This is a genomic window from Mojavia sp., assembly GCF_059505145.1.
In genome coordinates this window covers 13,862-39,295 of record NZ_JCACKA010000098.1, presented here as the reverse complement: position 1 = coordinate 39,295, position 25,434 = coordinate 13,862, and the positions used below count along the sequence as shown (strand labels likewise).

General features: G+C 40.9%; 27 protein-coding genes and 2 pseudogenes. 15 read left to right on the top strand and 14 right to left on the bottom strand.

The window, feature by feature from the left end; all coding sequences use genetic code 11:
• A pseudogene (locus tag AC5JL8_RS27905) lies at positions 1 to 77 on the top strand (photosystem II protein D1); the annotation flags it as partial.
• 133 nt (positions 78 to 210) lie between these two features.
• On the opposite strand, the gene AC5JL8_RS27900 reads toward AC5JL8_RS27905, so the two are convergent.
• Both AC5JL8_RS27900 and AC5JL8_RS27895 read right to left on the bottom strand, forming a co-directional pair.
• Positions 211 to 2,424: a Piwi domain-containing protein gene (locus tag AC5JL8_RS27900; protein WP_495882930.1), complete on the bottom strand. Its 2,214-nt coding sequence runs from the start codon at positions 2,422 to 2,424 to the stop codon at positions 211 to 213.
• The gene (locus tag AC5JL8_RS27895; RefSeq protein ID WP_495882929.1) at positions 2,421 to 3,236 is read right to left on the bottom strand and encodes a PD-(D/E)XK nuclease family protein; all 816 of its coding nucleotides are present in this window, start codon (positions 3,234 to 3,236) and stop codon (positions 2,421 to 2,423) included. The genes AC5JL8_RS27900 and AC5JL8_RS27895 overlap by 4 nt, the downstream gene beginning before the upstream one ends.
• 108 nt (positions 3,237 to 3,344) lie before the next feature.
• On the opposite strand from AC5JL8_RS27895, the gene AC5JL8_RS27890 reads away from it, so the two are divergent.
• From AC5JL8_RS27890 to AC5JL8_RS27880, 3 genes are all read left to right on the top strand, one after another.
• Positions 3,345 to 3,701 (top strand): helix-turn-helix domain-containing protein, encoded by a 357-nt coding sequence (locus AC5JL8_RS27890; protein ID WP_334838011.1) that lies wholly within the window; start codon positions 3,345 to 3,347, stop codon positions 3,699 to 3,701.
• Positions 3,698 to 4,354 (top strand): ImmA/IrrE family metallo-endopeptidase, encoded by a 657-nt coding sequence (locus AC5JL8_RS27885; RefSeq protein WP_495882928.1) that lies wholly within the window; start codon positions 3,698 to 3,700, stop codon positions 4,352 to 4,354. The genes AC5JL8_RS27890 and AC5JL8_RS27885 overlap by 4 nt, the downstream gene beginning before the upstream one ends.
• A 95-nt stretch (positions 4,355 to 4,449) precedes the next feature.
• Entirely contained in the window at positions 4,450 to 5,037 is a 588-nt protein-coding gene (locus AC5JL8_RS27880) for a Uma2 family endonuclease (RefSeq protein ID WP_495882927.1), read from the top strand.
• Between the two features lie 37 nt (positions 5,038 to 5,074).
• On the opposite strand, the gene AC5JL8_RS27875 is transcribed toward AC5JL8_RS27880, so the two are convergent.
• Positions 5,075 to 6,223 carry a hypothetical protein gene (locus tag AC5JL8_RS27875; protein WP_495882926.1) on the bottom strand — a complete coding sequence of 383 codons (1,149 nt, stop codon included), beginning with the start codon at positions 6,221 to 6,223 and terminating at the stop codon, positions 5,075 to 5,077.
• Positions 6,153 to 6,446 (bottom strand): hypothetical protein, encoded by a 294-nt coding sequence (locus AC5JL8_RS27870; protein WP_495882925.1) that lies wholly within the window; start codon positions 6,444 to 6,446, stop codon positions 6,153 to 6,155. The genes AC5JL8_RS27875 and AC5JL8_RS27870 overlap by 71 nt, the downstream gene beginning before the upstream one ends.
• A 562-nt stretch (positions 6,447 to 7,008) precedes the next feature.
• On the opposite strand from AC5JL8_RS27870, the gene clpB reads away from it, so the two are divergent.
• Positions 7,009 to 9,627 carry an ATP-dependent chaperone ClpB gene (gene clpB / locus AC5JL8_RS27865; protein WP_495882924.1) on the top strand — a complete coding sequence of 873 codons (2,619 nt, stop codon included), beginning with the start codon at positions 7,009 to 7,011 and terminating at the stop codon, positions 9,625 to 9,627.
• A 462-nt stretch (positions 9,628 to 10,089) separates the two neighbouring features.
• The gene (locus AC5JL8_RS27860) at positions 10,090 to 10,314 is read left to right on the top strand and encodes a Nif11-like leader peptide family natural product precursor (RefSeq protein WP_495882923.1); all 225 of its coding nucleotides are present in this window, start codon (positions 10,090 to 10,092) and stop codon (positions 10,312 to 10,314) included.
• A 152-nt stretch (positions 10,315 to 10,466) separates the two neighbouring features.
• On the opposite strand, the gene AC5JL8_RS27855 is transcribed toward AC5JL8_RS27860, so the two are convergent.
• A complete protein-coding gene (locus tag AC5JL8_RS27855; protein WP_495882933.1) occupies positions 10,467 to 10,574 on the bottom strand; it encodes a DUF924 family protein in 108 nt (35 codons plus the stop codon).
• A 9-nt stretch (positions 10,575 to 10,583) separates the two neighbouring features.
• The gene (locus AC5JL8_RS27850; RefSeq protein ID WP_495882922.1) at positions 10,584 to 11,108 is read right to left on the bottom strand and encodes an Hsp20/alpha crystallin family protein; all 525 of its coding nucleotides are present in this window, start codon (positions 11,106 to 11,108) and stop codon (positions 10,584 to 10,586) included.
• Positions 11,109 to 11,643: 535 nt separating this feature from the next.
• On the opposite strand from AC5JL8_RS27850, the gene AC5JL8_RS27845 reads away from it, so the two are divergent.
• On the top strand, positions 11,644 to 12,714 hold the full coding sequence (locus AC5JL8_RS27845) for a glycosyltransferase family 4 protein (RefSeq protein ID WP_495882921.1): 1,071 nt from the start codon (positions 11,644 to 11,646) through the stop codon (positions 12,712 to 12,714).
• 98 nt (positions 12,715 to 12,812) lie between these two features.
• Here the strand turns inward: AC5JL8_RS27845 and AC5JL8_RS27840 are convergent, their stop codons facing one another.
• The 5 genes from AC5JL8_RS27840 to AC5JL8_RS27820 form a co-directional block, all read right to left on the bottom strand.
• A complete protein-coding gene (locus tag AC5JL8_RS27840; RefSeq protein ID WP_495882920.1) occupies positions 12,813 to 13,037 on the bottom strand; it encodes a hypothetical protein in 225 nt (74 codons plus the stop codon).
• 30 nt (positions 13,038 to 13,067) lie between these two features.
• Positions 13,068 to 13,493, bottom strand: a complete 426-nt coding sequence (locus AC5JL8_RS27835) for a VOC family protein (protein WP_495882919.1) — start codon at positions 13,491 to 13,493, stop codon at positions 13,068 to 13,070.
• 379 nt (positions 13,494 to 13,872) lie between these two features.
• Positions 13,873 to 14,637 (bottom strand): photosystem reaction center subunit H, encoded by a 765-nt coding sequence (locus tag AC5JL8_RS27830; RefSeq protein ID WP_495882918.1) that lies wholly within the window; start codon positions 14,635 to 14,637, stop codon positions 13,873 to 13,875.
• A gap of 144 nt (positions 14,638 to 14,781) precedes the next feature.
• The gene (locus AC5JL8_RS27825; protein WP_495882917.1) at positions 14,782 to 15,258 is read right to left on the bottom strand and encodes a phosphate-starvation-inducible PsiE family protein; all 477 of its coding nucleotides are present in this window, start codon (positions 15,256 to 15,258) and stop codon (positions 14,782 to 14,784) included.
• A gap of 174 nt (positions 15,259 to 15,432) precedes the next feature.
• Positions 15,433 to 15,666, bottom strand: coding sequence for an Hsp20/alpha crystallin family protein (locus tag AC5JL8_RS27820; RefSeq protein WP_495882916.1), 234 nt, complete (start codon positions 15,664 to 15,666; stop codon positions 15,433 to 15,435).
• 38 nt (positions 15,667 to 15,704) lie between these two features.
• On the opposite strand from AC5JL8_RS27820, the gene AC5JL8_RS27815 reads away from it, so the two are divergent.
• A complete protein-coding gene (locus AC5JL8_RS27815; protein WP_495882915.1) occupies positions 15,705 to 15,851 on the top strand; it encodes a hypothetical protein in 147 nt (48 codons plus the stop codon).
• Here the strand turns inward: AC5JL8_RS27815 and AC5JL8_RS27810 are convergent.
• The 3 genes and pseudogenes from AC5JL8_RS27810 to AC5JL8_RS27800 form a co-directional block, all read right to left on the bottom strand.
• Positions 15,852 to 16,115 (bottom strand): annotated as a pseudogene (locus AC5JL8_RS27810) (hypothetical protein); the annotation flags it as partial.
• A gap of 87 nt (positions 16,116 to 16,202) precedes the next feature.
• Entirely contained in the window at positions 16,203 to 16,394 is a 192-nt protein-coding gene (locus AC5JL8_RS27805; protein WP_495882914.1) for a hypothetical protein, read from the bottom strand.
• Positions 16,395 to 16,399: 5 nt separating this feature from the next.
• A complete protein-coding gene (locus AC5JL8_RS27800; protein ID WP_495882913.1) occupies positions 16,400 to 16,957 on the bottom strand; it encodes an SRPBCC family protein in 558 nt (185 codons plus the stop codon).
• 319 nt (positions 16,958 to 17,276) lie between these two features.
• On the opposite strand from AC5JL8_RS27800, the gene AC5JL8_RS27795 reads away from it, so the two are divergent.
• From AC5JL8_RS27795 to AC5JL8_RS27765, 7 genes are all read left to right on the top strand, one after another.
• A complete protein-coding gene (locus tag AC5JL8_RS27795; protein WP_495882912.1) occupies positions 17,277 to 17,471 on the top strand; it encodes a hypothetical protein in 195 nt (64 codons plus the stop codon).
• Positions 17,472 to 17,572: 101 nt separating this feature from the next.
• The gene (gene rd / locus AC5JL8_RS27790; protein WP_495882911.1) at positions 17,573 to 17,734 is read left to right on the top strand and encodes a rubredoxin; all 162 of its coding nucleotides are present in this window, start codon (positions 17,573 to 17,575) and stop codon (positions 17,732 to 17,734) included.
• A 54-nt stretch (positions 17,735 to 17,788) separates the two neighbouring features.
• The gene (locus AC5JL8_RS27785; protein ID WP_495882932.1) at positions 17,789 to 19,027 is read left to right on the top strand and encodes a BaiN/RdsA family NAD(P)/FAD-dependent oxidoreductase; all 1,239 of its coding nucleotides are present in this window, start codon (positions 17,789 to 17,791) and stop codon (positions 19,025 to 19,027) included.
• Positions 19,028 to 19,813: 786 nt separating this feature from the next.
• The gene (locus AC5JL8_RS27780) at positions 19,814 to 21,253 is read left to right on the top strand and encodes a sugar transferase (protein ID WP_495882910.1); all 1,440 of its coding nucleotides are present in this window, start codon (positions 19,814 to 19,816) and stop codon (positions 21,251 to 21,253) included.
• Between the two features lie 42 nt (positions 21,254 to 21,295).
• The gene (locus tag AC5JL8_RS27775) at positions 21,296 to 22,309 is read left to right on the top strand and encodes a glycosyltransferase family 2 protein (protein WP_495882909.1); all 1,014 of its coding nucleotides are present in this window, start codon (positions 21,296 to 21,298) and stop codon (positions 22,307 to 22,309) included.
• Positions 22,310 to 22,416: 107 nt separating this feature from the next.
• A complete protein-coding gene (locus AC5JL8_RS27770; RefSeq protein ID WP_495882908.1) occupies positions 22,417 to 24,099 on the top strand; it encodes an alkaline phosphatase family protein in 1,683 nt (560 codons plus the stop codon).
• A gap of 9 nt (positions 24,100 to 24,108) precedes the next feature.
• Positions 24,109 to 25,416: an O-antigen ligase family protein gene (locus AC5JL8_RS27765; RefSeq protein WP_495882907.1), complete on the top strand. Its 1,308-nt coding sequence runs from the start codon at positions 24,109 to 24,111 to the stop codon at positions 25,414 to 25,416.
• Positions 25,417 to 25,434 lie beyond the last annotated feature (18 nt).

The following is a 25,434-nucleotide window of genomic DNA, read 5'->3' as shown; positions in this document are numbered from 1 at the left end:
CTCACAACTTCCCTCTAGATTTGGCTAGCGGTGAGCAAGCTCCTGTTGCAATCAGTGCTCCTGCTATCAACGGTTAATCTTTTGAAGCAAAATCAATAGCTTCTATGTCAATGATAAGCGCTCTTCCAATTGGAAGGGCGCTTTTTCGTGTTTATTTGGTAGTAGTTTTAAGAGGCGATCACAAAATATTTGTAACATTGGCGTTAATTATTACAGCCAAAACTGGCGATCGCCTTCCATCTGGCTAGGACGAATACCTTGCAAACGTAGATAAGCCATGCGATCAGATCCATATAATGGCATAGGTAAGCGAGGTTCTTTTAAAGCTCCATGATGCAATAACGTAAGTTTTAGAGTAGTTTCTAAAACACTTTCTATTAAGATTTGGTGTCCTTTCTCATGAATTGTTAAACGTATAGGACGAGCCAAACCAACTTTATCAGGAACTTTAGTTGTTACCAGAATTGCTTCACGAGATGATAAACGAAGTCCTAAGCCTTGTGAAGGTGCTATGGCAACTTTTTGTTTTAAGTTATACAGTCGAGGAATACCAGACTTTTTACATTCCACCAAAATAAACTTAGCTCCTATTGCCTTAGCTCTATCTACTAAATAATCAGCTTCATTCCCAACAAAGGAACCATCACGATAAATTAAGACTGTTTTGTTTGCTAATTCAGCAGCAGGTAATAATCGCTCCAATAGTTTAGGTGGTATTTCTTCACCATCAATTAAATCATCTTCTAGTTGATAACGAACAAACTCCCCTTGTTTGCCATAGAGACGTATACTAGCACAGGCATTTCTTGTCCCTGCTTGCTTTTTTTTGGAAATTCTAGAAACATCCAAGCCAATAAAATAATCAGCATCTTTTAAGTTTTCGGCTAGAACGAAAGGCAAATTACCTAACTTTGCTAGAATTCCAGGAATTACCTGATTCAAGATATACTGATAATTTCCAGGCTTATTCAAAGTATCTTCATAAATCATTTGGCTAGCAATTTGACGGCGGAGTAATAAAGAGTATATTTGATGGTAAAAACTTCCCTCATTTGTATCATCATCAAGACGATCGCTTTGAGGTAAAAAAGTTACAATAATGTCGTGTGGTATCTCAATTAATTCATTAACTTTCTTTTCAATATCTGCTCTTGCCTCAGTCTTAGTCAGGTTATCCAGTGACAAAGGTTGCTTAGTAATAACTTCACTTTTAAAGCCATATAGTTCCAGACGCTGCTTAAGTAATTTCAGGAACGGATCTACTTTTAAATCACAAAGTTTGAGTGCTGCAATATGAATCACTTTGGATTTATCTTTAAAATCAGGGTGACGGCGATAAACTCCACCTTTTTTAAGACCATTTAGAACATCACTTCTTTTGGTTATAAAGTTATTACCAAAAATTAGAGGAGTTTCCTCTATAGGAAATTCAGGTTTCCAGAATAAATTTGGATGTTGAATACTATTGATACTACGTTCTAGTTGAATTCCATAAGTACTTAAAGCGTCTGTTGCTATTTTTTTATAAGATGCCAAGAGGCTTGTTCTGTCTTGATGCGAGATTTTAGTAGCCTTAAGTAGCTTTCCGTATTCAACTTCAAATTGATCGGCTGTGGCAGATGTAATACTGGGACGTAAAGCTGCCATAGCATAGTGAAACTGTTTTGTATCTTTACCGAACTGTACAGCAACAACAGGTTGATCTTTTGGGGCATCTCGTAGTGCTTGTTTACTGGTTGAACCAGTAGCTTTTGCTAAGAGTTCATCTCTATGCTCTTCGATAGTTCCAATAATACCGACAATTGTTGCGTTACTACCTCGTTCAATTTCTTGAACTTTTAAACCAATTAAAAGCTGTTCTGAATTTTGTCGTTGAGGATGTTTTTCGTAGAAATCAGCCAAATTATCACGAAACACAATGCTACTGCACACTGTCAAACTAAGAGCAGGTTGAAACTCACCTTGTAATTCGATAATTTCTGACCAAAAATCTGGTTCTCTTTTGACCATAACTCCATTATCAGACAGAACAATTGGAGAATTAAATTTGGTTTTATTCAAAACCTGAATAGCTAACATAGAATAAATAAAAGGTGTAGGTTGAGGCTGACGTACTGATTGAAAACCGAATAAGCGTTCCTTAAAATCTTCTACTTCATTTTGAATGCTTTTCAGTGCATCTTGTAATTCTTCTTTGCTAGGTAAATCTTTATGAGATGCTGCCAAAATCCAAAAGTAAGGCTTGTACCATATAACAACAGTCTCAGGTAATTTTCGACTAAAATGATAGCTCAATCGGTTGCCATCTTTTTTGTCAATTTCAGGTGTTAGCCGAAAACACATTAACTTAAGCTGTAAAATTTTGATTGGAAAAACTTCACTAAAAGAGGTATAAGTTTGGGTAGGTGCAATAGCAACAGTCATGCGGAAACCTCCAATAAAGGGAATTTACAAATTGATGTGAATTGACAATTTCGACAGGGTATTCCAGGATTAGCAGGAAATATTTCAGCAAATGCAGATGGATTTTGCTTGTAACGACCCAATTCTTTTTGATGTTCTTGAGCTATTTGAGCTAATTTAGATTGAATTGCCTTGAGTTGAGCATCAGTGGTGGTAATTGGCTCAGACCATTTACTAGTTTCCAAGTTATAAAATGAAGCAACAGCTTTTTGTCCAGGGAACATATAAGTAGCTGCCAACAGGTAGACAAACGCTTGTCGCCTATCAAAATTAGATGTGCCTGTTTTGAAATCTAAAATGTGCAGTCTGTTGTCTGATTCAATAAAAATGCAGTCAAGAGCTACAAACAAGTTAAAAAAATAATTACCTTGCTGAATCAGGATTGGCTCTGGAATTCCTTCATCACCTCGACTAAGTTTGATGATATTTTTTTCACAGAGAATTGGTTCCTGATGGTAGTTGGTCAAAATTTTAATAACTCGCTGCTTAACTTCTATAGGCTCTTGGTCTAATTTCAGCTTCTCTGCTACTATCTCTACACCATCTAATTGGTGCAATAGTTGAATATTTTGGTGAAATTCGTAAATGCCCTTCTGTGCCTGCAAACCGATATGTTGAGGAATAGTGTCTTGCTCCAACAGTGCTTTAACTAATGATTCTTTTTTTCGCGCTCTGGAAAAACCTCGTTTCATATCACAATGCCAATATTCTTGCCCAACAGATGAAGCGAACTGTGACCAAATGTTAAAGCTCACATACGGCCGCCACACCATAATTTGTATCCTTTTTAGCTTTGTTGATTTTTTCTTCAACTACACCCTAACGTGTATTGATTTTTTAGTCAACACTCTGTTATCATGTTTAGTTAAGTAGGAAAAAAAGTGAATCAAAGTTTTGGTCAGCTTATTCGTGAAGCCCGCAAAGATAAGGGATTTAGTCAGCGTGAGCTAGCAAAACTAATAGGGCTAGATTTCACTTATCTGTCTAAATTAGAGAATGATCGCGCGGACTATCCTCCAAAAGAAGATGTCATTCGTTCTCTGGCACAGCATCTTGATTTAAATGAGGAAGAGTTAATTTTTTCGGCTGGCCGTATTCCCCAGCGTGACGAGGATTTTATCAAGCAAAACTACAAGGGAATGCCTGCTTTGTTCCGTCGAATGCAGGAGAATCCTGATTTTGCTAAAAGAGTCTTTCGAGAAGCTACACAACCAGAAAATGAGGAGAAGCAAGGTTGAGTATCATCAAGCGGTATCGCTATATTCCTGATAGCGAAATTGAGGCTAGGGCTAATAATATTCTCAAGCGTATGCAGGAAACACCCAAATATATTCCCAAGTGGCCTTTAGATGCAACTCGTGTGGCAGAGTTTCTGGGGTTGGATGTTGTTTGGGATAGGATACCGCCCGATGCTGAGGGACAAATAGCAGCGAGGATTTTGCCGTTGGAGCATTTAATTGAAATCAATGAAGATATTTTGGAACTTCCCAAAGGGTTTGAAGAATCAACGCTAGCTCATGAACTGGGACACTGGGAGCTACATATTGACCAGAGTACTGCTAGCCAGTTTGAACAACTGATAAAGCAGGGTGGTAAAGGTGAAATAGATATGCAACCTTTTTTGTGCCGTGCTGTTAGTGGCCAACTGCAAAAGATGGAATGGCAAGCTCAACGTTTCGCTAGTTATTTGCTTATGCCTCGTTATATTTTAGAACAGATGGCAGCAGAACATGATTTAACAAAATGGTCTCACCTTTATGCAATGCAAAAAGATTTGGGTGTAACAATAACTAATCTTAAAGTTCGTTTAATACAGCTGAATTGGATTATTCTTCCTCCAGGCGACAACACAATTTACTTGGGTAAAGCTGCACCTATTAAGAAAAAATAAAGATTGAAATAAAACGCAATTGCTCTCCATCATCTCATCACGCGATCGCACCCCACAAACTACTAAACTAGAAAGTAGCAACTTGGGGTAAGCTCATGAACATCGCTACAAACACTTTACCTCCTACCCTGAAATTGAAAATCGACTTGACTGACGAGCAGTTTTTTCATCTGTGTCAGAAAAACCGCGATTATCGATTTGAGCGTACAGCGTCAGGGGAACTATTAATTATGCCACCTACAGGTAGCGATACTGGCAGACGTAATGTTAAAATTACCACCCAACTGGATATTTGGAACTCTAAGAGTAATTTAGGTGAAGTTTTTGACTCTTCAACTGGCTTTACCCTACCCAATGGTGCAGAACGTTCTCCCGATGCTTCTTGGGTAAGAATTGAGCAATGGAATGCTTTAAGCTCAGAACAACAAGAAAAATTCGCCCCCATTTGTCCTGATTTTGTAGTCGAGTTGCGTTCTGCTAGTGATTCCCTCAAAGACTTGCAGGAGAAAATGCAGGAGTATATCGAAAATGGCGCTCAATTAGGCTGGTTAATTGATAGGAAAAACAAGCGGGTAGAAATTTATCGTCCAGGTAAAGATGTAGAGATTTTAGATAATCCTGTTAGTTTATCAGGAGAAAATGTACTACCTGGATTTGTGTTGCATTTACAGCAGATTATGTAGCTTACTCAAACTGCGATCGCCTACTTTATTCCTGATATTAACGATTAGGGTACACATGGCGCATTTCAAAGCGACTCTGTTCCCAAAGTGGTAATAAAGCCTGCTTTGCAGCATTAAGCTGAGATTGTGAGAAGCTGATTTTTCCGTTTTCTATAATCCAGATAAATGTACGAGTTATTAAATCTGCATTATAACTATTCTCATATTGACAAATATTTATCCTTGCCACTTGTTTTTCTAAACCATCTAAAGCAATTTTAAAATTCCAGTTTTTCGAGTCTATCAATTTGCTAGTCATATTATCCGGTGTTTTCTGCCAGTCAATACTATGCAAATTTCCCATAATATAATCCATACCATTTATGGCAGAATCAGTATTACGTACTAAATCTGTAAATGCTGTGTAATATGAGCGAAAGAGCGTAGCAGCTATATTGTCTACATATAAATGTAGCCAAGACTGGATATCACGTAGGTAAGATACCAAGTCGTTAAGATTATTAATTTCTTGAATATCTGGACGCTGAGATTTATAGTTTGTTATTAGTGACAGTAACTCTGCTGCTAATAACTCACTTTTCTGTGAGTAATAATCAATAACTTTGGGAATATACTTTTTTAATAACCACTGTTGAGTATATTTAGCAGTCCAGGTTCCCCGTGGCCCTATATCTTGCTTCCATGAATTTAATTTTCCTGTTTCCAGGGATTGTAAATGAACTTCATTTATAAAATAAATAATATTTATTTCGCTATTATGTCTTAAAGTCCAAGAATTGCTAGCTTGAGGCACAATAAAAACATGGTCACGAATCCCACGACTTATTCTAATTGATATATCTTCTTGATGAAATAAGTGCCATTCTGATTTCCCTTTAATATAATCAAATTCACAAGCAAATTTATACATTAAGTTCCATAATTCATTTTTTACAGATAAAATTTTAATTCCTCGAAAGTTTGCTAAAGATACAAGTTCAAATTTCCATGTTTCTAAGTTATTTTCAAATTCAATTATAGAGTTTTTGTATTGTTGGCAAACTTCATCAATACATAAACATAAATCTTTAGTTTCTAATTCAGATAAAATTACTGTTGTATTACCTAAATATATTTCAAAAGCATTTTCGTCTATTTGCTTCAAAAAAGGGCGACATTTCCAATGTGGCTTGTTGGTTAATGTCATCTGTGGCAAAGTAAATCTGAGCAATTTCTAATACTTTTCCTTCGATAGTTGATTTAGCTCCGTGCAAAGCAAATTTACAACGGCGATAGCTATCAGGATAGCCAAGATAACGAAACATCGGTGAAATCAACTTTGTTGCTACATCATCTGCATTTTGTAAAACACTATAGTCAAAACTTTGTATCCAGTTTATAAAATTTTGAATTTTTTCAGAAATTGGCATTCGATAATTCACTTGCTTGTATAAATTTACTGAGTTATATATTGTTTGTCTAATTAGCAATTTATCAATTTGATTTGAATAGTATAGTTATGGTAAATACTTTCAAATCAGCCGAGTGTGCCAATAATTTGTACGGCTTTTTGAAATTCAGGTATTTTGTCAATACTGAGATACAGAATTGCCAACCTCGGTTATCTACAGATGTGTCACAAATTTAACCAAAGCATTTCTAGGCAATATATTTCAACCACAATGCCAGCTAGCATGAATCTACCAAACTAGGGTTGGATGAATTAGAGGCTAGTAACCTGTTGCCCCAAATAGCGCAGCAATCAACGCTGTACGTAGCTTTGTTTGTTTTCGATAAGTTCTATTGAGCAGGTAATACTACTACTTAAAAAAGACGTGAAGACCGATCCATCTGCTTACGACGCTCTTCTTACAATGACTTTATCAGAACAAATTTGAATTTACTGTGCCATGAACACTTCGCAGAGGCAAAGAAATAGCCGTATTGCGAGTGTTATCCTCTCTGTGTCTGGAGTGGTTTCTCAATAAGCCTATGCAACCAACTAATCCTAATCAATTTACAGAAAAAGCCTGGGAAGCGATCGCTCACACCCCAGATATTGTTAAACAATATCAGCAACAACAGATAGAAAGTGAACACCTGATGAAAGCACTGCTGGAACAAGAAGGTCTAGCTAGCGGTGTTTTGACCAAAGCGGGTGTGAATCTCCAAAAAATCCGCGATCGCGCCGAACAATTTATCCAACGTCAGCCAAAGGTATCCGGTAGCAGCACTTCTGTCTACTTGGGACGCAGCTTAGATACACTTTTGGATCGGGCTGACGGTTATCGCAAGGACTTTAAAGACGAGTACATCTCAATTGAACATTTATTACTGGCTTATGCCAAAGATGACCGCTTTGGCAAAAGTTTATTCCAAGAGTTTGGTTTAGACGAAGGCAAGCTAAAAAATATCATTAAAGAAATTCGAGGAAGCCAGAAAGTGACCGACCAAAATCCAGAAGGTAAATACCAATCACTGGAAAAATATGGACGCGATCTCACAGAAGCTGCCCGTAAAGGTCAACTTGACCCTGTGATTGGGCGCGATGATGAGATTCGTCGTACTGTCCAAATTCTCTCTCGCCGTACCAAGAATAACCCCGTCCTCATTGGTGAACCGGGTGTCGGTAAAACTGCGATCGCCGAAGGGCTAGCGCAGCGGATTGTGGCTGGTGATGTGCCCCAGTCGCTCAAAGACCGCAAACTCATAGCTTTAGATATGGGTGCTTTGATTGCAGGGGCAAAATTCCGCGGTGAATTTGAAGAACGCCTGAAAGCAGTATTAAAAGAAGTCACCGAATCCGGCGGCAATATTGTTTTATTTATTGATGAAATCCATACCGTTGTTGGTGCTGGTGCAACTCAAGGGGCAATGGATGCCGGCAACTTGTTAAAACCAATGTTGGCACGGGGTGAATTGCGCTGTATTGGGGCGACCACCTTAGATGAATACCGCAAGTACATCGAAAAAGATGCAGCCTTAGAGAGACGCTTCCAGCAAGTTTATGTCGATCAGCCCAGCGTGGAAGATACAATCTCTATCTTAAGAGGGTTGAAAGAACGCTATGAAGTTCACCACGGGGTAAGGATTTCTGATAGTTCTTTAGTTGCAGCAGCGACATTATCCAGTCGCTATATCAGCGATCGCTTCTTACCAGATAAAGCCATAGACTTGGTAGATGAAGCTGCCGCTAGGCTGAAAATGGAGATTACCTCCAAACCGGAAGAACTCGACGAAATCGACCGCAAGATTTTGCAGCTGGAAATGGAGAAGCTATCTCTGCAAAAAGAAAGTGATTTAGCTTCTAGAGAACGTTTAGAAAGACTTGACAAAGAACTTGCAGACCTCAAAGAAGAACAAAGAACACTCAATACCCAATGGCAGTCTGAAAAAGATATCATCAACAAAATTCAGTCTGTCAAAGAAGAAATTGACCGAATTAACTTAGAAATTCAACAAGCTGAAAGAAATTACGACCTCAATCGCGCTGCGGAATTGAAATACGGCAAGTTAACTGATTTGCATCGCCGATTGGAAGCGATAGAACGCGAACTAGCACACGCCCAAGGAACTGGTAAATCTTTATTACGGGAAGAAGTCACAGAAGCTGATATTGCCGAAATCATTTCTAAATGGACAGGAATTCCCATCAGTAAGTTAGTGGAATCTGAAAAAGAGAAACTACTGCATTTAGAAGATGAATTGCACCAGCGAGTGATTGGACAAGATGAAGCCGTCACAGCTGTAGCAGATGCTATTCAGCGATCGCGTGCTGGACTGGCCGATCCTAATCGTCCGATTGCTAGCTTTATTTTCCTTGGCCCTACGGGTGTAGGCAAAACCGAGTTAGCAAAAGCGTTGGCGGCATATATGTTCGACACTGAAGATGCCTTAGTGCGGATTGATATGTCGGAGTATATGGAAAAACACGCTGTTTCCCGGCTGATCGGTGCGCCTCCCGGATATGTTGGTTATGAAGAAGGCGGACAGCTAACAGAAGCGATTCGGCGTCGTCCTTATGCTGTGATTCTCTTCGACGAAATCGAGAAAGCACACCCCGATGTCTTCAACATCTTCTTGCAAATTCTTGATGATGGTCGTGTTACTGATGCTCAAGGTCATACAGTGGATTTCAAGAATGCAATCATTATCATGACCAGTAACATCGGTTCGCAGTACATTCTTGATTTGGCAGGAGATGATTTACGGTACGATGAAATGCGGCATCGCGTAATGGAGGCAATGCGAAATAGCTTCCGTCCAGAGTTTCTCAACCGGATTGACGAAATTATTATCTTCCATAGCTTGCACAAGCAAGAACTGCGGAAAATTGTGCAATTGCAAACAGATAGATTACGGCAACGCCTCAGCGATCGCAAAATGTCTCTTAGGTTAACCGATGCTGCTCTTGACTTTTTAGCCGAAGTAGGATACGACCCAGTATTTGGAGCGCGCCCACTGAAGCGAGCAATTCAGCGAGAATTAGAGACTCAAATTGCCAAAGCTATATTACGCGGCGAATTCACCGATGGCGACACCATCTTTGTGGATGTGCAAAATGAACGTCTTTCCTTCAGCCGCTTACCCGTTGAAGTGTTCACTAGTTAATCGGTTTCTCAATAATCTCCGCACGCAAAGACGCTGTATTGCGTCTTTGCGTTTTTGCGTTTAGCAAGAGGGTGTTACGAATCTCTGCCTTTAAACTATCTATCCTCAGTTTAAGTATCAATATTAATTACAGCAATTAACAGTTTAGTTGCAGCTAGTTTAGCAGGAAAATTGTTATTTGTTTACATTAATATTATTCAGATTTTACAAGAAGTCTAATTATTGTTACAACGGATATTCTATTCAGCGAGCTAGAAAGACATTTAAATATTTAATAAAATTTTCTTTAGTTAGTTGACTATATACTCAATGTATGAATATAAAAATCCTTTAAAATTTAGTGAAGCAAAGAATGAAGATTGCAAAAGGCTGATTATTCAACCTGGAATTATCTTGTAAGGAAATGTAGTTTTTATTAAACTAAAAAATTACAACCATAAGAGATAAAAACAGATAAATTTTATGCCATTAGAACAGGTTAATGCTTTTTACGAACTTCTCATGTCGGAGCCAGCGATTTATGAGCAGTATTATAAGAATTGCTGTAGTCAGGGCTTTTTCGGTAGTTGCCATTGGGACAAAACTAAGATTGTCAGTTTTGCTGCTACTCTTGGTTACAGCTTTAGTGAAAGGGAACTAGATCAAATATGGTTTGAAAGCGAGTCAAGTCTTTCGGCTAGTCGTTGAACTTAACAATATATCAGCTTTGATCGTAAATGCATTGAAATTGTGGTGATTTTAGACTCACCATATTAATTAAGGCTTAAAATTAGTTTTTGATATGACTTCACAATAAAGACGCCTTCCCAAATAAGAAAGCGTCTTATAAGTAAATTATGTTAAAAGAATGAATCTGGCTGTTTTAAAAACTCCTTTTCTTCTAGAGTTGAGATGCGTCCTAAAATCCTAATTGTCCGATGAGGAAAACGTCCAAATCGTGGCCATATCCTTTAGCATCAAGCGGCGGTTGCTACAGTGGCGCTACTTTCATTCTCCACTGGCTCACTGGCAGCTTCCAGAGTGGTAGCTGGTGTTGCCGATGCCATCTCACCCAGGTTGATTTTGACAAGCCGATGGTGATACTCTTGCGATTTGGGCAAAGTTAGGGTCAGGATACCATCACAGAACTCTGCGCTAGCCCGTTCGTGCTGTACGGGTAAAGGCAAGGGCACCACCCGATAGAACTTGCCGTAGGAAAATTCACAACGGTAGTAGCCTGGATCTTTAGCGCCATTTGGGTAGTGACGCTCACCTGCAATCGAGACAGCTTCGCGGCTTACGTGGATATCGATTTCGTTGCGATCAATACCAGGAAGTAGGACACGTAAAAGCAAGTTTTCTGGGGTATCTTGTAACTCAATTGCTGGTGCCCAGGTTGGGGAGCGATCGCTACTTAAGTCTTTGAACTCACCAAACACTTGGTCAATTTGGCGACGAAGGATTTCCATTGCTTCAATTGGTTGCCAACGCTGGATCATCATAGATTTATCACCTCTACAACAATCTTGAGTTTCAAGTGAATTAGTAGGTTTAGTTGGTTTGAAATTTGACAATTCAACAATTGCGACAGGATGAGTTGAATACTAAAAAGTGGGATTGAAAGGCAAATTAAGTTGCCACTTTCCGACATCTATGTTGTGGGAATTGATGCACTTACCCTTTGGAGGAGAAAACCCCACCTTTTCAAGTTGTCTGGTGGAGAAATTCCTGGGACAAGCATCGGAGCCTGTCATCTCACCTGCATTGAGACATAAATAGGTTAGCACTCTCTATATCTAAGCGCTAATTTAGCGAAGAAATCTGGGGAAAGGCAACCCACCTTCTTATATAGTTTGCCGAACAGGAATTTTTCGGTTCTCCGTACTGCTGGGGAATTTTCAAAACTATAAAGTTTTTTTTAAATTTAACTGTAAGGTTTCATCAAATGGTCTTATGAGAGCTTCTAAGCGGTGAAGAGTAACTAAAGAGCGTTCATTTATTTAGCTTTTACCATATTTGCAACAGGAGGAATGTGCAATGCGGATTGCTCAAATAGCGCCGTTGTGGGAGCGAGTCCCACCCCCAGCTTATGGAGGAATTGAACTAGTTGTCGGACTCCTCACAGATGAGCTGGTTAAGCGTGGACATGAAGTCACTCTGTTTGCTAGTGGGGATTCGATTACCCTGTCCAAACTACAATCCGTTCATCCCAAGGCTTTGCGTCTAGATACCACCGTCAAGGAATACGACATCTATGCAATGCTGCAACTGAGTCAAGTTTACGAGCGAGCCTCGGAGTTTGACATCGTTCACTCCCACATGGGTCATGCAGCTTTGCCTTACGCCAATCTGGTGCAAACGCCCACCGTCCACACGCTTCATGGCGTTTTTACCCCCGATAATGAGAAGTTATTTATGCACGCCCGGCGTCAGTCCTTCGTAAGTATCTCTGACGCCCAGCGGGAACCCAGATTAAACTTGAACTGCGTTGCTACAGTTTACAACGGGATTGACACGAGCAACTATGAATTCTCCTCTCAACCACAAGACCCCCGTTACTTGGCATTTCTGGGACGACTGTCTCCTGAAAAAGGGCCGCACTTAGCGATCGAAATTGCCAAGCGTTCTGGATGGCGCTTGAAAATGGCAGGTAAGGTGGATATCGTCGATCGCGACTATTTTGAGCAAGAAATCAAACCTCACATTGATGGTAAACAAATTGAATATTTAGGAGAGGCGAACCACGCTCAAAAATGTGAATTGATGGGAGGAGCAGTAGCAACCCTGTTCCCGATTACCTGGCGCGAACCGTTTGGATTGGTAATGATTGAGTCAATGGCAACGGGAACGCCAGTGATTGCAATGGAACTTGGTTCGACACCAGAGGTAATTGCCCACGGACATACAGGCTTTTTGTGTCGCACTGTTGACGAATGTATAGCAGCGATCGATAAAGTGCCTCAGTTGAATCGCCTTGCTTGTCGAGAGCATGTGGTGAAAAACTTCAGCGTGCAACGCATGGTTGATGGTTACGAAGCAGTTTATCAACAAATCCTAGCAGAGCGTTTTGCACAAAATGGACATGTTCGGAATTTGATTCAAGTGTAATTGCGAGGTGGAGCCAGATGGTATCCACCTTTTTAATCGTTTCAATAGGGAATTAATTGTGGAACCTACCTGCATATGGATTGTTATACCGTGTCACTTTAAGATTGATACAAATAGGCAGCAGGGGGAGCCAGTGCGTTGGTGAGGCAGCGACGGGTACGCAGGGGGTTTCCACGCCACTTGCTACAACGCGGGAAACCCGCGCAACGCAGTGGCTCCCCATGAGCGACTGCCGAAAGGGTTAAGCGACTTGTAGCGACTGGCGTGGCAGGGAGCAGTGGGCAGGGGGAAAGAATTAAAGAGCAATCATTTGTATCAGGCATTTCGTGAAATGGTATTAGCTGGAGGTAAAGTTATTCAGACCGATCCAGGTACAGTTCCTGAATCAGTTGCATATCCCAATAGGATGCTTCAACCTTGTGACCATCTGGATCGCGGACAAAGCAACCATAGTAGGGTTCGCCATAATCCGGTCTAGGGCCAGGGGCACCATCGTCCACGCCTCCAGCCGCTAACGCTGCTTGATAAAACGCATGAACTGATTCTTTGGTTGGAGCAACAAAGCCAATATGGGTACCATTCCCGACTGTTGCGGGTTGACCATCAATTGGTGTTTGTACCCAAAATTCTGGATACTGCTTTCCATAGGCAACGGCACATGGATGCTCCATAATCCGCTTGCAGCCTAGCATTGGCAGAACTTTGTCGTAGAACGCGATCGCCCGTTCAAAGTCATTCGTGCCGATCGAGACATGCGAGAGAATACTGGGATTATCCATACCTAAATTCTCCATTCGCTTCGCTGACTTTTTAGCTAAAAGTTTAGCAATTCAACTGCATCATAGCAGTATAAATGTACTAAATTAACTGAATTTTTGTGACAACGATTCACTAGCAACAACTCGATTTATCATCAATACCCTCATTGCCAATACGGTTCGGATAAGCTGTTCTTGATCTGGGAAAGAAAGATTGTTAAATTCAACTTCTTCACTTCCCCAGCCTACCCAGCTTGCCTTAACAGATAACTTTGTTAACCGAACCGTATTGGGTCTATGGCTATCCACCCGTTGAGACTTGGCACTGGCGATCGCTTTAGTTTACTGGGGTTGCAGGCGGCAACCTGACGCGATCTTCGTGCTATTGAGCTAATAGCTTTTATAATTTTTTGCCAGTGAGATGTTTCCAAGCCGAATCAAAGGCTTTCTTGAGGCGCTCGCCTGCTCGGTTGAGATTCTGCTGAAAGCTTTCCCACTCCAAAAGCAGAAACTCTGTGGCTTGTTGTAAGGCGTTTTTGTCGTGCTGTCCAGAAGCTTCGAGTTCGTCACGCACTTGTTTAATCTTCACTCGCACGGCTTCTGGCTTATCGTGGGGTGAAACCAAAGATTTAAGGCGATCGCCCATCCGGTTCACTAAATTCTTTACCTGCTGGGACTTCTCGCTCAGAAAGCCTTTGAGTCCCTCTGATTCACTCTTGAGGCGTTTGTTTGCCCCTTCTTTGATGACAATAGCTTCCGCTTCGATTGTTTCCACATCTTCAGGGAATAATACCGCTCGTCCGCCAAAGGGCGCAGCAATATCACCTGCCAAAATATAAGCAGCAATCTCTCCAGTTTCCCAATCAAAGATAAAATCATCGACCCAACCGAAGGCATCTGTCATGGAAGAACGAACACCCAGGCGGTGCAAGCGACGAAGATTTGTCAGTAGCGGCTCTTCGAGCATAGCACTATAGGTCAGGATAGCATCCGGCCCCACGACAGATACCTGTTCTACCGGCGTGTATCCCTGGGTTCCAGCAAAGTAACTCACCCGTCCTGCGTCATCAATCCAAACTTCTTCAACGGTATTGAAATTGGTGGCAGTAGAACTATCCATTGCTCTCAAGCCTACCACTTGACTGCGACGAACTACACTAATCATAGTTTTCCTCCTCTAAAGTTTTAGGCAAATGAAATTAGATTTACTCAGTCCAAAAGCAAAGCCAATAAACTACACAGAGCAACGAACACGAATAGAGTAACGGGAAAAGCGATCGCTACTGAAAAATCAAAAATGAATCAAGTTTTAAAAGGAGTAACGCTCTCCCGTCAAGGCTTGATATTCAGATGATTCAGCATTGCCGTTAACTGGGTCAGGATTAGTCAGATTCACACTACTGAAATTTCGGAACATCCAAACTCGCACTAACAAAAGTCCAGCCAGAACAACCAAAAAAGCACAAACTCCTAGAAGGCGGCCAATTGGAATATTTAACACTCCCTGTAAGATGACTTCGCGCAGTGCAGAAACCAAGGAGACTTCCACTGCTGCTCCCACGGAAATGCGCTGCTCTTGTAGATAGATAATCAAGAGTCGGAATAGCTCGACCAATATCAGAATGAATAAGATATCAGAGGTGATGAGCTGAAAATTTAGAGGCTTGAGTAGGGAGATATACATTTCTCCTAATCGAATTAACATCACGCAAAATAAGCCAACGCACAGGGAAACGATAATGAAGTTCTGGAATAACTCCAGATTGCGGACAATGGTGTCTCGCATAAACCAGGATTTCCTTAGCGTTTTCAAAAAAGATTCAGCTCTCATAGCTATAGAACGGCGCTTAATAAGAGAAAACCTAATTATTTTCCAATTCGATAATTTTTGGAGTAGCACTTGCCTTCACTGCAAACGCAGAGGGAGTATTACCTAAAACTTTGTCGTTGGTAAGGGATTTCATACGATGACAACTTCTGCGGAGACTTGCACCTCAATATCCTTAACTTCCAACCCTGGAACTTCCAGTTTCAGATGAATAGCATCGGGTGTTTCTTGCATCTCAGCAGTTGGGGTAAAGGTTTTACTCAACCTATCTCCATCCATCGTCATCAAGTTGTCAAACACGCGGTTCATTTTTGGAAAGGTTGCCAACGAACTAAAGCCATAATCGTTACCTCCTTGTTCTGTCAATTTATAGTCATGACACTAAGAGGTTTGAGAGGTTAACTTTGCACACCTCTTCTAATATTTTTCTTCTAATATTTTATTTACGATCGCTGGCAGTCAGGCTAGGTTCGGTTTTGCACCTCCGAAAAGTTGGGATTCCCCATCAACGAGAAGATGTTTTGTATCGAGGCTTTTACTTTCGCGCGTAATCACGTTAGCCAACGGGGATGAAATCCAATTAAGGGCAACTGTTCTGGCTTGAGTTGTGCACTTGCTTGGGCATCGGCGAAGGGCAACAAGGGCATTAACCACAAGCTACTGGTTGCGCGCTTGCCCATCATCGGTTGCCAAAACTTGAGCGTTTGGCGATGCGGCAGGAGTTGTTTGTGGTACAACTTGGTCTAATAACAATTCCAAACCATCAGGAGATAAACTCATTTGCACATTCCGTTGGTCGGTGGTAAAACCAGCAAAGAATTTAAGGGAGCGAAAGGGGGAATTCTTTCAAGGGTAGGTATTTAAGAAAGAGGCAAATAAGCAGGTAAAATGCAGAACTGATATTAGACCGCAAAAATATGCAAGGCATTTAGCACAACGCAATTTTCAAAATATTCTCCCTCAACGCTTACGCTGATTTCCAACTCCCAATCAAAATCAGGTTGTTTGCTAAACCAAAAAGGCTTTGGTTTGCTATAACCTGGTTCATCAGGTTCAGCAAACCAGAACCTCAAAGTAGCTTTTGCCTGTGACATTGCTTTTATTGGCCTTTACAAAGCACTTGCCGCATTTTACGCATATTGGCAGGCAGCTCAAAATTCATTGCTTGTTGAATAAAAATAGAGGGAATAAGGATATTAGGGGTAGCTTGCACTTTATAAGCAAGTATGGTGCCATTGTCACAATCTTTTAGCTCCAAATTGGCGCTAAAGTCTTCAAAAGACCCTTTTTCCATGCGAAATTGAATTTGCTGACCAAGAACTTCCACAACATTGAGATAAATTTCGACTTGAGCCGTGAAAAACAAAAATGCTTTTTGTGCTGCTTGATATAGCCGTTTGGCCTCGCCTCTAGACAAAACCTCACTTTTGGTGATGTCAGGAAAATAGTGTACCCAACGCGGATAATCAGTTAGTTGCTGCCATACATGCGATCGCACCAGTGGCACATACATCCATGCAGTAACAGCACCGCCCCACGCTGTATGCGGTTCTGATTGTACAAAAATTTCACCCTGCATTAGCAACTTTTGTTTTTCTTGACTCCAAGCCATATCCGAACCTGCAATAATTGAGTCTGAGATACGAGATGCAGACATATTTAATTTAATTACTCCTCAACTCACCACTTGACGGGTTTAAACTGCAAACCACTTAACTGGATCGAGACGAACCGATTAGATTCTAGTTCCAATTAACTATATGAATTTTCCGCAAACAGTCATTTCCAGTAAATATTTAGTAAAAAACTTTAAAAATATGTATTGATGATTACAATTATTAAAATAAAATACTTAGCTGCTTTTAGACGAGCAAGACTTTATGAATGAAAAACTGCGTTTCTAACAGATAGAATGGCACAAACATCATCAATATGCAACTTGCATTCAGTGAAGATCCAGACAAGAGGAAAAATAAGTGAGGCAATCTTCTTTAAATCGCAGATTAACCCAGATTTTTGGTATCCTGCTGGGAATTGGAATAGCCGTGTGGATACTGAGAGGCTTTGGCATTCTCACTTTTATTCCTGGCGGCATTATTTGGCTATTATTGCTAGGAGCGATCGCGATCGGAATTCTCAGTTACGCGCAAAAGACCTGGTGGCGTTTTTAATCTGGTAGGCGTAGTTATTCGTTATCGTCGATCCATGCTCACGTGCTGCCAGTAATATTTATATAGTGAAGCAAAATCAGCAGTTCACTAGGGAAAGGAAAATGCCAACTTATATATGTAATGTCTGTGGCTATACATATGACCCAGAAATAGGCGATCCAGATGGAGGAATAGAACCGGGGAAAGCCTTTGAAGATTTGCCAGAAGATTGGGTATGTCCGGTTTGCGGCGCAGGTAAAGAGGAATTTGCACCAGAAGAATAATAGTCAAGATAACAGTTAGTCTAGAAAGTAAGTGTTACTGAGATAGTTTTGAAATTGTTGCCGTTAAAAATTGTAGTTATTGGAGGGGGGGCATCGGGTTTTTTTGGCGCGATCGCCTGTGCTACAGTCAATCCTCATGCCCAAATCACGTTACTCGAAGCCAGCCGTCAACCATTGGCGAAAGTTCGCATTTCTGGTGGGGGACGCTGTAATGTCACTCATGCTTGCTTTGAAGCCGATAGACTAGTGCAGAATTACCCCAGAGGTGGAAAAGCCTTGCGGGGTGCTTTCACTCGCTTTCAAGCTCAAGATACCGTAGCTTGGTTTGCTGCCCACGGAGTAAAGCTAAAAACAGAAGCTGATGGGCGGATGTTTCCTATCACCGATAATTCAGCCACAATTGTTGACTGTCTGATGAACACGGCAAAAGCATCTGGAGTAGAAGTCCACATTGGAACACCAGTTGTCGCAGTTAAACGAAAAAGCGAAACGCCTGGATTTGAGATTTTTCTCAAGTCAGGAGAAAAGTATGAGTGCGATCGCTTGCTGCTAGCAACAGGAAGCAGCCTTGTAGGTTATAAAATAGCTCAGGAGTTAGGTCATCAAATTGAACCGCCCGTCCCTTCATTATTTACCTTTAACATTCTCGATCCAAAGCTGAGGGCACTAGCTGGAGTGAGTGTTAATCCTGTAAAGTTGCGGTTGCTTGTTAATGGCAAATCTCCACTAGAACAAACTGGGCCATTACTCATGACTCACTGGGGTTTAAGTGGCCCATCTGTCCTCAAGCTTTCGGCTTGGGGTGCAAGAGTTTTGCATGAAAGCCGCTATCAAGCCAAATTATTAATTAATTGGCTGCCTCATTTACAGCAAGAACAAGTGCGGCAAAAAATTTTAGATGTCAAGAATGAATGGGCAAAGCGCCCAATAATATTGCATCGTGGTGTTGACTTACCCCACCGCCTCTGGCAATACATTATCACCCGTGTCGATATAACTACAGAAGACCGCTGGGCAGGACTAGCCAACAAAACTTTAAATAGCCTAGTCCAAGAACTAACTCAGGGAGAATACTTAATTGCAGGTAAAGGTGTCTTTAAAGAAGAATTTGTCACTTGTGGGGGAGTTAAGCTCAAAGAAGTCAACTTTAAAACCATGGAAAGTAAGTTGGTTCCAGGGCTATACTTTGCTGGAGAAGTATTAGATATTGATGGCGTGACTGGTGGGTTTAACTTTCAAAGTGCTTGGACTACCGCCCATTTAGCTGGACAGGCAATGGGAACTAGCGATTAGGTAAAATTTATGTTCCGTCTCCGTACTTGCGCGGTAATTCTATCACAAATACGTAATTAAATATTTTCTTTATATTATCAACACAAACTCAATTTAGTTTAGACATAAAAATTAAATACTCGGTAAAGATGCGATGAATTACGTAGTTTTGAAACCAAGAAATGTTAACTTCTTACAAGGAAGGGTCTTTTATTAAACACTAAAGTTAAGTTAGATGAGGAAAATCGGACTAAATCTATTGAGAAATCTACTTCCTGAACTTCCTTGCTCTATAAAGATGACTCCAACAAGTATCATTTATTGAGCAAATCCTGAAAAACAAGTCATATTAGGGAAGGCAAGCTCGGAAATTTATGTATGATAAGCTTTTCAGAGATTAGAGAAGTAGAGCCTAAGGAAGTACATAAAAGCTGCTGTAGCTGTAGTCAAAAGGCAAAATGGCGAAGTAACTTGCAATTACCAAGCTAGGGAAATAAATAATTAGCTACCCAAATTAAGAGAACAACCCCTAGTAATTGCAACTCTTCACTACGGAATCCAACAATCACGAAGTAGTAGAACAGAATATGTATAACTCTTTGGTTATGAACTATCAAAAATTTGACGAGGCCGAGATTTCTGTGCAGATATAACTTGCTCACACATTTCAACTGATAGTGAATCGCTCTCAGGTTATACCTCTACCTAACGATATATTCCTAAAGATAGATTTTATATCAAATCACCTCAATGTGCAATCAGACACCCCAAATGTCGTTGATAACTTAACTAATCGAAGCAAAAGTTATGACAACTAAAACTGTAACAACTACCCAATTAAGAGAAGCGCCTATAGATTTGCGTGCGTCTGTATTTGGCAGAATGCGGAAGGGCTTATGGTGGCTACGATTAATCACACTAATTTCTGGAGACTGTATTCTTCTATTCGTAGCTTGGACGTTAGCTAAATATCATACTAATGCTGTAGTATTTCCTTGGCATACACCTAGTAGCTTTTCATCGCTGTTAATCACCATTGCTATTCAAATAGGAGCGCTAGCTATCCAAGGCAATTATCAACCAGGTAAAAAGCGTTATGACTATTTGAATATTATCAAAACGCTGACTTTTGCCCATGGACTAATACTGGTTGTATGTTTTTTATATCAACCAATTGTAGAAATTACACGCTCAACATTAATATGGTCATGGTTGCTCAGCACATCTTTTATTTGTGCTGGTAGACTTGTAGCAAATATTACCCTTGAATACCTTCGTCAGCAACAAATATTAGGACGTTCTTCTGTTTTTATCATTTGCGATCCTGAAGAAAACGAAAAGTTCATTAGCTTCATTAACAAAGAAAAGCGTTACATGATCCGTGGCACTGCAAGTGCTAAATGCTTGGATAGATATCGTCGTCAGGAGACCTTAGAAAAGCTTAATCAATTAGGAGTAACAGAAGTTTTTGTTGCCTGGAATGCCATAAAGAATAGAATGTTTTTGCGTTGGCTATTTCAGGCATCTGGCATAACGGTACATCTCTTGTCGATGGATCTGAAACCAATTTACAGAAATGTAGAATTTAATCAAATCGGGGGGGTTACTTGTCTAAGTTTAGATTGTCCAATAATTACAGGTAAAGACTTTTGGATAAAGCGGAGTTTAGATTTCTGCGTAGCTGCAACATTTGTATTGTTAACACTTCCTATCTATATAATCATTGCTATAGCTATCAAACTAGACTCCCCAGGCCCAGTATTTTACAGACAGACCCGTATAGGTCTACGTGGGCAACCCTTTAAAGTGTGGAAGTTCCGAACTATGAGGGCAGATGCAGAAAAACTGCAAAGAGAGTTAGAAGCATTAAATGAAACTAGAGATGGTATTATCTTCAAAATCAAAAGTGATCCTCGCATCACCCGTGTAGGTGCATTTCTCCGTCGTTATAGCTTAGACGAGTTACCGCAGCTTTTTAACGTTCTGTGTGGAGAAATGAGTTTAGTTGGGCCTCGTCCTCTACCAACTAGAGATGTCGATAGATTTTCCGAACACCATTTTATTCGACATGAAGTTTTACCTGGGATTACTGGACTTTGGCAAGTTTCAGGACGTTCTAACGTTGTAGATTTTGAACAAGTGATACAACTTGATCTTAGCTACATCGAAAATTGGTCACTTTGGCTAGATTTTGAAATTTTGCTCAAAACAGTTAAAGTGGTTGTGACAAAAGAAGGTGCTTACTAGCAGAACAAATTGTTCCTTATTATCTGGTGTAGATGATTTAACATGAAACTAGTTTCTGTCATTATTCCAGTTTATCGAGCTGAAAAATATATTGCGGCTACGGTGCAATCTGTTCTTGACCAAACCTATAAAAATTTTGAGTTGCTAATTATTGATGATGGTTCCCCCGACAAAAGCGTAGAGATTTGCCAACAATTTACAGACCCCAGGATTAAAATTATCCGCCAAGAAAATCGGGGTGTAGCCGCAGCAAGGAATCAGGGAATTTGTGCATCTGAAGGTCAATATATTGCTTTTCTAGACGCTGACGATCTCTGGAAACCGACAAAACTAGAAAAGCACGTCAATCATTTAGATAACTTGCCAGACGTGGGAGTTAGCTATAGTTACGCTGCTTTCATTAATGCCGAGGGTCAACCTCTCGGTCTTTATCAGCTGCCTAAGACAAAAAATATTACGCCTCTTCACATACTTTTGCGCGATCCTATTGGCAGCGGGTCGAATTTGGTTGCTCGTCGAGAAGTTTTTGAAGCAATTAAATTTAAAAGCAATCTTGACAGTACTGTAAAAGACTTTTATTTCGATGAAGATCGGCAATTGCACCCCTCAGAAGATACTGAGTGTTGGCTGCGGATGACTATGAAGTCTGATCTGAAATTTGAGGGAATTCCTGAAGTTTTGATTCAGTATCGAATGCATTCAGGGGGATATTCTCATCAGTTCTCTAAGAAGGCAGCATCCTGGGATAAACTTCTGGAAAAAGCCCACACCTATGCTCCAGAACTAATGGAGCAATGGGAAAATGCTGCTAGAGCTTATCAGCTCACTGCCATAGCTCGCAGAGCCGTTAATCAGGGAGCGGGTGGGATAGCAGTAGAACTAAACCACCGAGCATTAGCTTCTTATTGGCGCATCATATTAGAGGAGCCGCGCCGCACACTGCTCACCCTCGTGGCTGCCTATTTACTCTTGATGTTACCAAAACCTCTATACAGTCGGATGCAGAGCTTGGCTTTTGAGACTGTCTCTGCCACTCAAAAACGCCGCCTGACTTAATGGGAGCGTACCGGAAAAAATTGCATCCAATCTGGAGTTAGCTGAGAAAAATTGCCCATTTAAACAAGATTATAGCGACATAAATCAACTATTTATTTTGATAACCGATGAAGACACCTGTAATTGCTATTGGATTAGATGCGGCAGATCCAGTGTTGTTAGAAAACTGGATGTCCCAAGGACATCTTAAAAATATCAGTCAAATCCGCCAACAAGGGATTTACGGACGGCTCAACAACTTCGTCAATTACAATGGCGTTTCTACAGAGTTTTCAGCAACTGAGCCATCGTGGGTGGCGTTTTTGACGGGTTGCTTACCTAATAAAACAGGATATTGGGACACGATCAAATATGAGGCGAGTAATTATAAAACTAGCTGTGACATCATTAACGGCGGATATGACTACAAAGAATATCCACCTTTTTATGCTTTAGGCGATCACTACCGGGTAGCAACCTTTGATGTTCCTGTAACAACGCTATCTGAGCAAATAAATGGTTTGCAAGTTTTAGGCTGGGGAGGACATTTTCCTTTTACCCCTAGCCATTCTCTGCCAAGTGGCCTCTTGCCAAGCTTGAACGATAAGTATGGCAAAAGCACTATTCTCCATAACGACACAGGGATTTGGTGGGATCGCCATTATATTGAATGGCTTCAGAAAGAACTCAAGCAAACTATTAACACTCGCTCGGCTATTTGCCGTGATTTGCTCAAGCGCGAAGACTGGGACTTGTTTTTGACAGTATTTAGCGAAACTCATTCGGCGGGTCACGACTTTTGGCACTTAAGCCAGCCGGATCACCCCCTCTACTCTTACAAGAAGCTGAGAAAAGGCGTTGCTGGAGACCCTATACTTAACGCTTTTGAACAAGTAGACCAGGCGATCGGAGATATTCTAGCTGAAATTCCCGACCACGCCTATGTCGTTTTATTTTCTGTACACGGTATGGGAGTCAACATCACTGATATGTTGAGTATGACATTTCTCCCGGAAATACTCTATCGCTATAACTTTCCTGGAAAAGTCGGTCTTGCTCCTGGCAAATTAGGAGAAACTCCGCCGCCATTGCGGACTAATCCCATAAGAAAGTACTGGTTAGGGGAAGTTTGGCGGCAAAAGTATGAAGCCAATACGCTTAAGCGCTTCTTGAAACCTTTGACTCCTTGCAGGTTTTTACACTCTGGCCCAAATGACTTAATCTCGCCTTACCAGCTAGCACAGCAGCAAGATGATTTGGCTTACATGCCGGCTAGATGGTACGCTCCCCTTTGGCCTCAAATGAAAGCGTTTGCTCTGCCAAACTTCTCAGACGGACATATCCGGATTAACCTGCAAGGACGAGAACCAGAAGGTATTGTTAGTCCTTGCGAATATGACGGTCTCTGCACTGAACTGACAGAAATGCTCTATCGTCTCAAGGATGCTAGGACAGGAGAGCTATTAGTAAAAGATGTGGTTCGGACGCGGCATTCTCCTACCGAAAATGACCCTAAATTACCAGATGCCGATTTAGTAGTAATGTGGCACGATCGCCCAACTGATATCGTTGATAGTCCTGATATTGGACGTATAGGCCCGATCATTTACTATCGCCCTGGTGGTCACAGACCAAGAGGATTTTTAATGGCAAAGGGGCCGAACATTGCTCCTGGTTCTAGTTTGCCAGAAGGTCAAATTTTAGATTTGGCTCCGACTATTTTGGAATTAATGGGTGCGCCGATTCCCGATTACTTTGATGGGAAATCTTTGTTACCATTTTTCGCCGCTAAATCGGCTGTTGCGATTTAAGAGGCAAAAATGAAAAAAATTCTAGTATTGGCTGAACAAGTATTCACAATTGTGTCCTTGGTACTTTATTCCGGGGGGCCTCTAACTGTAATTCTTTCAGGAGGTTCTAGCGAAGGAGATGTAACACCAGGAGGCCCAACTGAGTTTCCCCTAATTCAGATACTCTTCTTTTTAAATTATTTACTGACATTTATCCTCCTCGTTATGCGATGGAAAAAGGTGATTTATGTCTTTAGTAAAGATAAATTTATCTGGTTATTAGTAGGGATTGCCGTAGCATCGGTATTTTGGTCATTTACCCCAACAATGACCAGAACTCGTGGTATAGCTTTAGTTGGCACAAGCTTATTTGGACTTTACCTAGCTTCCCGATACAGCATTAGAGAGCAACTAAAGTTACTGGTTTGGACATTTGGCATAGTACTTGCATTGAGTCTGATATTTGCCGTGGCATTACCCAAATATGGGATTATGGGTGGAATTCACGCAGGAGCTTGGCGGGGAATCTACGTACACAAAAATGTTTTCGGCAAAATAATGGTGCTGAGTTCCTTAATCTTTTTGCTTTTAGCTATGGAGGCCAAACGAAAGCGTTGGTTGTCGTGGTTTGGTTTGGCATTGTCAATTTGCTTGTTATTACTTTCAAAGTCAACAACATCTCTGATAAACGTAGTAACGCTCCTCACCTTAGTACCTATTTACCAAACTTTCCGATGGCGTTATCACTTGATGATTCCTGCCGTTATTGCCATAATTACAATTGGTGGTAGTTTGTCTCTATGGTTAAGTTCTAATGCCGCAAATTTACTGAACGCGCTTGGTAAGGATACAACACTAACTGGCCGTGCAGATATGTGGCCTTACATGATGGATATGATTTGGAAGCAGCCTTGGTTGGGTTATGGGTATAATGGATTCTGGCAAGGCTGGGATAGTCCGGCTGCCTATGTCTGGCGTGCAGCGAGGTGGTCACCACCCAATTCCCATAATGGACTTTTAGATCTTTGGCTCGATTTGGGGTTGTTAGGAGTATTAGTATTTTTGGTTGGATTTGCAACAACTTTAGCCAATGGACTAGCCTGGTTACGTCTGAACAAATCCTCAGAGGGTTTTTGGCCATTATTGTACTTAACATACCTGTTCCAGGCAAACTTAAGTGAAAGCTCTCTGATGATCCGCAACGATATTTTTTGGGTACTCTACGTAGCAGTCGCACTTTCTTTATATATATTGCCTAAACAACAAGCAAAATTCTTGACAAGAAGGCCAGATAAACAATTGTTTGGATCAAAAATGAGCGATTTAAATGCTCTTTAGCGTGCCTAGTTGCATATT

Excerpts from the sequence above, each read along its gene's own strand:
- AC5JL8_RS27900 (WP_495882930.1), bottom strand. The coding sequence starts at position 2,424 with ATGACTGTTGCTATTGCACCTACCCAAACTTATACCTCTTTTAGTGAA.
- AC5JL8_RS27895 (WP_495882929.1), bottom strand. The coding sequence starts at position 3,236 with ATGGTGTGGCGGCCGTATGTGAGCTTTAACATTTGGTCACAGTTCGCT.
- AC5JL8_RS27880 (WP_495882927.1), top strand. The coding sequence starts at position 4,450 with ATGAACATCGCTACAAACACTTTACCTCCTACCCTGAAATTGAAAATC.
- AC5JL8_RS27875 (WP_495882926.1), bottom strand. The coding sequence starts at position 6,223 with ATGACATTAACCAACAAGCCACATTGGAAATGTCGCCCTTTTTTGAAG.
- AC5JL8_RS27870 (WP_495882925.1), bottom strand. The coding sequence starts at position 6,446 with ATGCCAATTTCTGAAAAAATTCAAAATTTTATAAACTGGATACAAAGT.
- clpB (WP_495882924.1), top strand. The coding sequence starts at position 7,009 with ATGCAACCAACTAATCCTAATCAATTTACAGAAAAAGCCTGGGAAGCG.
- AC5JL8_RS27860 (WP_495882923.1), top strand. The coding sequence starts at position 10,090 with ATGCCATTAGAACAGGTTAATGCTTTTTACGAACTTCTCATGTCGGAG.
- AC5JL8_RS27850 (WP_495882922.1), bottom strand. The coding sequence starts at position 11,108 with ATGATGATCCAGCGTTGGCAACCAATTGAAGCAATGGAAATCCTTCGT.
- AC5JL8_RS27845 (WP_495882921.1), top strand. The coding sequence starts at position 11,644 with ATGCGGATTGCTCAAATAGCGCCGTTGTGGGAGCGAGTCCCACCCCCA.
- AC5JL8_RS27840 (WP_495882920.1), bottom strand. The coding sequence starts at position 13,037 with ATGCCTGATACAAATGATTGCTCTTTAATTCTTTCCCCCTGCCCACTG.
- AC5JL8_RS27835 (WP_495882919.1), bottom strand. The coding sequence starts at position 13,493 with ATGGATAATCCCAGTATTCTCTCGCATGTCTCGATCGGCACGAATGAC.
- AC5JL8_RS27830 (WP_495882918.1), bottom strand. The coding sequence starts at position 14,637 with ATGATTAGTGTAGTTCGTCGCAGTCAAGTGGTAGGCTTGAGAGCAATG.
- AC5JL8_RS27825 (WP_495882917.1), bottom strand. The coding sequence starts at position 15,258 with ATGCGAGACACCATTGTCCGCAATCTGGAGTTATTCCAGAACTTCATT.
- AC5JL8_RS27805 (WP_495882914.1), bottom strand. The coding sequence starts at position 16,394 with ATGTCACAGGCAAAAGCTACTTTGAGGTTCTGGTTTGCTGAACCTGAT.
- AC5JL8_RS27800 (WP_495882913.1), bottom strand. The coding sequence starts at position 16,957 with ATGTCTGCATCTCGTATCTCAGACTCAATTATTGCAGGTTCGGATATG.
- rd (WP_495882911.1), top strand. The coding sequence starts at position 17,573 with ATGCCAACTTATATATGTAATGTCTGTGGCTATACATATGACCCAGAA.
- AC5JL8_RS27780 (WP_495882910.1), top strand. The coding sequence starts at position 19,814 with ATGACAACTAAAACTGTAACAACTACCCAATTAAGAGAAGCGCCTATA.
- AC5JL8_RS27775 (WP_495882909.1), top strand. The coding sequence starts at position 21,296 with ATGAAACTAGTTTCTGTCATTATTCCAGTTTATCGAGCTGAAAAATAT.
- AC5JL8_RS27770 (WP_495882908.1), top strand. The coding sequence starts at position 22,417 with ATGAAGACACCTGTAATTGCTATTGGATTAGATGCGGCAGATCCAGTG.
- AC5JL8_RS27765 (WP_495882907.1), top strand. The coding sequence starts at position 24,109 with ATGAAAAAAATTCTAGTATTGGCTGAACAAGTATTCACAATTGTGTCC.